This window comes from Pseudoalteromonas sp. SR45-5 (assembly GCF_014163565.1).
Taxonomy (GTDB): Bacteria; Pseudomonadota; Gammaproteobacteria; order Enterobacterales; family Alteromonadaceae; genus Pseudoalteromonas; species Pseudoalteromonas distincta.
Map to the genome: position 1 here is coordinate 1 of NZ_JACJDN010000222.1, position 6,022 is coordinate 6,022.

Consider the following 6,022-nt stretch of genomic DNA (forward strand, 5'->3'; position numbering starts at 1 on the left):
CTTTATAGGCTTAGAAATAAAGCTAAACAATCCTCTTTTATTAATATTAAACATTTTTTCTTTATGGGTTTTTTCAGTGTCATTTGGTTTGCTATTTGCGATTATACAATGCTATATCCCTGAGTTTGCAAAGGTTCAAGGAATATTGACAAGGCCTTTGTTTTTTATATCAGGAGCATTTTTTTCGTTGCAAGATGTGCCAAAAGAATACTGGCCATACCTTGATTGGAACCCTATTTTACATGCCATAGAGTTAACACGATATGCGGCTTACCCTACTTATGGGACAGAAGGTGTCAGTGAGTTTTATTTATTTTCAAGTGCTTTTGTTAGCTTGTTTTTTGCTCTATGTGTTTACCAAATTACTTGGAAGCAGGCTGTGAGTAGGTAATGTTATGAAGCAGGAAATAATATGATTAAGCTGCAAAATATTACTAAATATTACCCCTCAGCAATAGGTAAGCAATACATTTTTAAAAATGTAAGCTTTGAAATACCTAGCGGCCATAATATTGCTATTTTAGGCTCTAATGGCGCAGGTAAATCTACGTTATTTAAAATGCTTGCTGGCAGCGAATACCCCAATAAAGGTGAAATTATTACCGACCTTCATTTATCGTGGCCGGTAGCGCTAGCAACGGGGATTCACCCGCAAATGAGTGGCGCCGATAATGCCCGCTTTATAGGAATGATTAACGGCGTAGCCGATTTAGATCAATACGTGCGCCGTGTACGCCAATTTGCCGAGCTAGGCCCAAAGTTCGATTTACCAGTAAATACATACTCAAGTGGTATGAAACCCCGCCTAGCATTTGCTTGTTCAATAGGTATAGATTTTGATGTATACCTAATAGATGAAGTTACCTCGGTAGGTGATGCAAACTTTAGAAAAAAAACACGCGAAGCCCTCACACAAAAAAGTAAAAATGCTAATGTGATAATGGTAAGCCACGAAATGGACGAACTGCGCCATTTTTGTGATAGCGCCGTTGTATTGCACCAAGGTGAACTTACTTTTTACAACGATTTAGAGCAAGGAATTGCTCATTACCAGGCATTATAATTATGAGTCAACAAGCGGTAGAAAAAATAGAACAGCGCTTTACAGAGCTAGGGTTAAAAACCGATAAAGCCATTTGGGATAATGGTGAGGAGTTAATAGGGCTTGCTCAACGGGTTGAACAAAATGATATATACCTAGCAAGGCGTGTTATGCAGCGCGCTCGTAATTTAAAACCTAAAAGCGAGCAAATAAATAAAGAGTTAGCTAGGCTTACTGACAAAATAAATAGCAAAGCAAAGCAAACACAATCAAGTACCTCTACAGAGCAAAATGCAAAACCAAACGTAAAGCAAATTGCTATGGCTAAGTTAAATAATAAGCGCGGCCTACACTTATTTACTAAGCCGTGGTTTGTACTATTGGCTGTGCCTTTTATATTGTTTGCTTTTTACCAACTCGTTTTAGCAGCCCCTAGATATGAGAGCCGTGCACAATTAATAATTCAGCAGCCTGACGGCATGGCAACAATGGACCCGTCAATGGCGATACTTAGTGGCCTAGGTGTGGGTAGCAACTCGACAGCCGATACCGAAATTGCTAAAGCGTACATACACTCGCAAGATATGCTTAATTACTTACAAGCACACAATAACTTAAAAGAGCATTACCAAAATGGTGGTGATGTATTTTCGCGTTTAAGTAGCAACGCTAGCAGTGAAGACCTACTAAGTTATTACATTGATCACACCACTATTGAAATAGACGAAGACTCAGGCGTACTAAAAATATTAGCCCAAGGCTTTACGCCTGAATTTGCAAACACTCTAACGCAAGCTATTGTTAACCGCGCAGAGTGGTATATAAATTCAATAGGCCACCAACTAGCTGATGCGCAATTAAAGTTTATACGATTAGAGCATGCAAAAGTTGAGCAACGCTTGCGTGACGCACAAAAAAACACTCTTGCGTTTCAGCAAAAAAATAACTTGCTTGACCCAGAGGCCGAAGGCATGGCACTTCAGCAAATAACCTATGGGCTTGAGGGGCAAATAGCGACTAAAAGTGCAGAGCTAAAAGGGCTACGCTCAACCATGACTGAAAAAGCCCCGCAAGTAGTTATGCTAGCGTCGGAGTTGAGCGCACTTAAAACCCAGCTAGAGCTAGAGCGAGATAGGCTTTCTACTCAGCAAGGCACCAATAGTAATATTAAAAATAATGGAACCTCTGTAAGCGAGGTGCTAGCGCAATTTTCTGATTTAAAAATTGAATTAGAGCTAGCGCTTAAAGGTTATACATCTTCTGAGGTATCGCTCGATAAAGCCAGAATTGAGGCCTACCGACAACTTAAATATTTAGTAGTGGTTGAGTCGGCCACGCTACCACAAGACAATAAATACCCAGCTACCTTATACAATATTTTACTCTTTGCAGTACTGCAGCTAATGCTGTTTGGTATTGGTAAAATAGTTTTAGCCACAGTAAAAGAGCTAAGGTAAACTTCAAGTTATAAAGTTTAATTAAAATTAATAGATAGGATTCTATATGCACTCTTTAAAAGCACCTGCCACAAAGTCAGCCCGTAAAGGCATTATATTAGCGGGCGGCTCGGGTACACGTTTATACCCGCTTACAAAAGTGGTGAGTAAACAATTAATGCCTGTTTACGATAAACCGATGATTTTTTACCCGGTATCTACTTTGATGATGGCAGGTATTACCGAAATTTTAATTATTTCGACCCCCGCTGAATTACCTCGCTTTAAAGAGCTACTAGGCGATGGTAGTGCTTGGGGTATAACATTTGAATACAAAGAGCAACCAAGTCCAGATGGCCTAGCGCAAGCATTTTTATTAGCTGAAGACTTTTTACAAGGCCAATGTGCGGCACTTGTGCTTGGCGATAACCTGTTTTACGGTCACGATTTATCTTTATCACTACAAAATGCAACTAAGTGCGAGCAAGGTGCTACAGTGTTTGGTTACCATGTTTCAAACCCTAAATCTTATGGTGTAGTCGAATTTGACCAAAATGGCAAAGCCATTTCAATAGAAGAAAAACCAGATAAACCTAAATCTAACTACGCAGTACCAGGGTTATACTTTTTTGATAGTCGCGTAGTGGAGTTTGCTAAAAATGTAAAACCCTCTGAGCGAGGCGAGCTTGAAATTACCGACGTAATAGACCAATACCTCGCTAATAAAGAGCTAAACGTAGAAATTATGGGCCGTGGCACAGCCTGGTTAGATACAGGTACACTTGATGATTTGCTTGATGCTGCTAACTTTATTCGCGCAATAGAAAAACGCCAAGGCTTAAAAATTAACTGCCCAGAAGAAATAGCCTACCGCATGGGTTACATAAATGCAGAACAGCTTAAAAAGCTAGCAAAGCCGCTTAAAAAATCAGGCTATGGCAAGTACTTATTATCGCTTTTAGATCAAACTGTATTTTAATAGGCATTAAAATGAAATTTATTGAAACTAGCATCCCTGATGTAAAAATTATTGAGCCACAAGTATTTGGTGACGAGCGCGGTTTTTTTATGGAAACTTTTCGCACAGAGCTATTTAACCAACACTGCGGCGAGCGCACTTTTGTGCAAGAAAACCATAGCAAATCGGCGCACGGTATACTGCGCGGCTTACACTATCAAACACAAAATACCCAAGGTAAATTAGTACGTGTAACGCAAGGTGAAGTATACGACGTAGCCGTAGATATGCGCCAAAGTTCGCCAACCTTTGGGCGGTGGGTAGGGGTATTACTGTCGGCTGAAAATAAACGCCAACTTTGGGTGCCAGAAGGATTTGCACACGGTTTTTATGTAACAACAGAAACTGCCGAATTTGTATATAAATGTACCGATGTTTATAACCCAAATGTTGAAGTATCAATAAAATGGGACGACCCAACTCTAAATATTGATTGGCCACTAGTTGAAGGTAAGTTACCGCAGCTATCAGCTAAAGACGAAGCCGGCCTTAGTTTTAAAAACGCCCCGAAATTTTAATAGCCAAAAATTAAGTACTCATTATGAAAATATTAGTAACAGGTAAAAATGGCCAGCTAGGCTCAGAGTTACAAAAAACCTGCCCAAGCAATGTAGAGCTAATATGCTTTGGCTCAAAAGAGCTTGATATTAGTAATGCCGAACAGGTAAACGAGTTACTAATAACACACTCGCCAGATATAGTTATTAATGCTGCAGCTTATACAGCGGTTGATAAAGCCGAAACCGATACCGATACAGCCTATGCTGTAAATGAGCAAGGTGCAGCTAATTTAGCAAATGCATGTAAAAATATTGACGCAAAGCTTATACATATATCTACCGACTTTGTGTTTGATGGCACAAGCACTATGCCTTATACCGCAAGCGATGCAACAAATCCCTTGGGCGTTTATGGCGCGTCTAAACTCGCTGGCGAGCAGGCTATTAATGAGATTTTAGGCTCGCAAGCAACCATAGTGCGCACAGCGTGGGTTTATTCTGTTTTTGGTAATAACTTTGTAAAAACAATGTTACGATTAATGGCAGAAAAAGAACAATTAGGTATAGTAGGCGACCAAGTTGGTACGCCAACGTGGGCGGCAGGTTTGGCGAATATGCTATGGGCTTTAGTAGCTAAAGCAAGCAGTGAGCAAGTTTTAAATACTGAAAATACAGCAACTATTTTAAATTGGACCGATGCGGGTGTAGCTTCGTGGTACGATTTTGCAGTAGCAATACAAGAGCTTGCAATAGAGCAAGGGCTATTAACTAAATCAATACCTATTAGTGCAATACCAGCAGCAAGCTACCCAACACCAGCTAAACGCCCTGCATTTAGCGTGCTTAATAAAGCACAAGCAGAAGAGCTAAGCGGAGTAAAAACCGTGCACTGGCGCGCACAATTAAAAGCAATGCTAACAGAGCTAAAACTTAACCAATAGGTTAATTTTATAGGTGAGGTTTTGTACCTCGCTTATAGAGTAAGTAATTAAGACATTATCACCACCACCGAGAAGACAAAGAGAAGTAAAAGAGAAGTAAAAGATAATAGCTAATAACTTCTCCGTGTAGCGCGCAGCGCCTCTGTGCACTCGGTGGTAAAAATGTTTTGTAGGTGAGGTTTTATATCTCGCTCATAAAGTGATTAATCACCACAGAGAACAACGAAAGTTAAGGAGAAGAGCTAGTAACTTCTCCGTGAAGCGCGAATCGCTTCTGTGCCCTCGGTGGTGAAAATGTTTTGTAGGTGAGGTTTTATAATACCTCGCTCATAAAGAGGTTAATCACCACAGAGAGCACCGAAAAGTGAAGGAGAAGAGCTAGTAACTTCTCCGTGTAGCGCGAAGCGCCTCTGTGTTCTCGGTGGTAAAATACGGGTTTATAATTATTTAGGTGCTAAATAGATTCTAAGGGCGCTATTTATGGAAGACTTGGTAACTCAAACTGTGATTGGTTGCGCTATTGAAGTACATAAAACACTTGGTCCTGGTTTATTAGAATCTAGTTATGAAAATTGCTTACTTTATGAGTTACAGCAAGCTGGTTTGTTACCTATGAATCAAGTTGCATTACCGATTAGCTATAAAAGTATAAGTATAGATGCAGGGTATAGGTTAGACATATTGATACCTGAAAAATTGATTATTGAATTAAAAGCTGTTGATAAACTGCTGCCTATTCATTCAGCTCAGCTTATAACCTATTTAAAGTTAACAGGCATAAAAACTGGGCTATTAATTAATTTTAATCAGGTCCGGTTGCTTGACGGGCTGAAACGTATTAGCGTGTAAAATCCGCTCTCCAGCCGGTAAGCTAGGAGAAGTGAAAGAGAAGAGCTAGTAACTTCTCCGTGTAGCGCGCAGCGCCTCGGTGCCCTCGGTGGTAAAATTGTTTTGGGCTAAATGCTCATAAAGTAATTAAGACATTATTATCACCACCGAGAACACAGAGAAGTGAAGGAGAAAAACTAATAACTTCTCCGTGCAGCGCGCAGCGCCTCTGTGCCCTCGGTGGTAAAATTGTTTTG

Annotated in this window: 7 protein-coding genes; all 7 read left to right on the top strand. The window is 40.2% G+C overall.

What is annotated here, in order from left to right; translation table 11 throughout:
* Positions 1-391, top strand: a 391-nt coding sequence (locus H5072_RS09930) for an ABC transporter permease (RefSeq protein WP_182693434.1), incomplete at its 5' end; no start/stop codon positions are given.
* A gap of 21 nt (positions 392-412) precedes the next feature.
* A complete protein-coding gene (locus H5072_RS09935) occupies positions 413-1,063 on the top strand; it encodes an ABC transporter ATP-binding protein (RefSeq protein ID WP_182693435.1) in 651 nt (216 codons plus the stop codon).
* 2 nt (positions 1,064-1,065) lie between these two features.
* The gene (locus H5072_RS09940; RefSeq protein ID WP_182693436.1) at positions 1,066-2,499 is read left to right on the top strand and encodes a lipopolysaccharide biosynthesis protein; all 1,434 of its coding nucleotides are present in this window, start codon (positions 1,066-1,068) and stop codon (positions 2,497-2,499) included.
* Positions 2,500-2,545: 46 nt separating this feature from the next.
* Positions 2,546-3,457 (top strand): glucose-1-phosphate thymidylyltransferase RfbA, encoded by a 912-nt coding sequence (gene rfbA, locus H5072_RS09945; RefSeq protein WP_182693437.1) that lies wholly within the window; start codon positions 2,546-2,548, stop codon positions 3,455-3,457.
* 11 nt (positions 3,458-3,468) lie between these two features.
* A complete protein-coding gene (gene rfbC, locus H5072_RS09950; protein WP_182693438.1) occupies positions 3,469-4,014 on the top strand; it encodes a dTDP-4-dehydrorhamnose 3,5-epimerase in 546 nt (181 codons plus the stop codon).
* A 23-nt stretch (positions 4,015-4,037) separates the two neighbouring features.
* Entirely contained in the window at positions 4,038-4,937 is a 900-nt protein-coding gene (rfbD, locus tag H5072_RS09955; protein ID WP_182693439.1) for a dTDP-4-dehydrorhamnose reductase, read from the top strand.
* 480 nt (positions 4,938-5,417) lie between these two features.
* Positions 5,418-5,786 (top strand): GxxExxY protein, encoded by a 369-nt coding sequence (locus H5072_RS09960; RefSeq protein WP_024597632.1) that lies wholly within the window; start codon positions 5,418-5,420, stop codon positions 5,784-5,786.
* Positions 5,787-6,022: the final 236 nt, after the last annotated feature.